This is a genomic window from Herbaspirillum sp. B65 (assembly GCF_000333555.1).
GTDB lineage: Bacteria > Pseudomonadota > Gammaproteobacteria > Burkholderiales > Burkholderiaceae_D > Herbaspirillum > Herbaspirillum rubrisubalbicans.
The window spans coordinates 1-1,167 of sequence record NZ_BADI01000496.1 but is presented as its reverse complement, the minus strand read 5'-3'; the positions used below and the strand labels follow the sequence as shown (position 1 = coordinate 1,167).

Genomic DNA, 1,167 nt, shown 5'->3' with positions numbered 1-1,167 from the left:
TGGGTGCCGTCCAGGTGAGCGATGTTATGGCGCACTTGGCCGGCAGTGTCGGCATAGGCCGCGATTTCGCGCTCGGCACGGAGGATCGAGCGGCCGGCGAAGGCGGTGCGGAAACTGCCCGGAGCCACGATGCTGACCTTGATCCCCATATCCTTCAGTTCGGCGGCCAGTCCTTCGGACAGACCCTCGACGGCGAACTTGCTGGCGTTATACAGCGCCATGCCGGGAATGCCCTGAATCCCGGCGATCGACGAGAAATTCAGGATATGGCCGTGGCGCCGGGCGCGCATGAAGGGCAGGGCGGCCTGGATGGCGGCCAGGGTGCCGAAGAAATTCGTTTCCATCTGGTGGCGTGCTTCGGCCTGGCTGACTTCCTCGACGGCGCCGGTTATGCCGTAGCCGGCATTGTTGACCAGCACGTCAATGCCGCCGGCGCGCTCGATCGCAGCGCCAAGTTCGCGCGTCACCGCCTCGCTGTCGGTCATGTCCAGGCGCACCGCGAACGAGCGGCCCGGTGCCTGCATCATGAATTCGACAACTTGGGGGGCCTGGCGCACTGTCCCGATGACGCGCTCGCCGCGGGCCAGCACCGCTTGGGCGAGGGAGCGGCCAAAGCCGCTGGAAACACCGGTGATGAGCCATGTACGTGGTGTGTTTGTCATAGCAATTCCTTGTAGAGAGAGTGGTTCAGGCGCCGATGGAGCCGCGCACATAAGCATCGATAGTCCCGGCGCACGAGAGCTTGTCGTCTCCGCCGGGCAAGTCCTTGTAGCGTGTCATGGTGACTACGTGGGGGCAGGTCACCCCGTCGGCGGTCGGCGAGAAATCGATGACCACCTTGTCGCCGGTGATCAGGCCACCCCAGCGCCCGTCGACCAGCAGGTCGATGAAGGCGAAGCGTCCCTCGGCGCGGCCTTTGCCATCGGCCGGGTTGAGCAGTTTTTCACCAGCCTGATCCAGCACCAGGGGCAGGATCCAGGGCGGAATCACCCAGCCGCCCTGGCTGTGCCAGGTCGGGCAGAAGCCGGACATCTCCGCCATCCCGTAACCGTCGCAGAAGTTTTCCGGTCCCAGCTTGAAAAAGTCGTAGCACTGCTGCTGGTAGTCGTCCGGCAGCGCGTTGCCTTTCTTGCCGCCGCCTATCGAGATGATGGTGTCGGGATGAAG

General features: G+C 64.3%; 1 protein-coding gene and 1 pseudogene. Both read right to left on the bottom strand.

The features are described 5' to 3' along the window. Positions 1-662, bottom strand: a 662-nt coding sequence (locus I5W_RS11935; RefSeq protein WP_044529386.1) for an SDR family NAD(P)-dependent oxidoreductase, incomplete at its 3' end; no start/stop codon positions are given. Positions 663-687: 25 nt separating this feature from the next. Then, positions 688-1,167: pseudogene (locus tag I5W_RS11930) on the bottom strand (hypothetical protein); the annotation flags it as partial.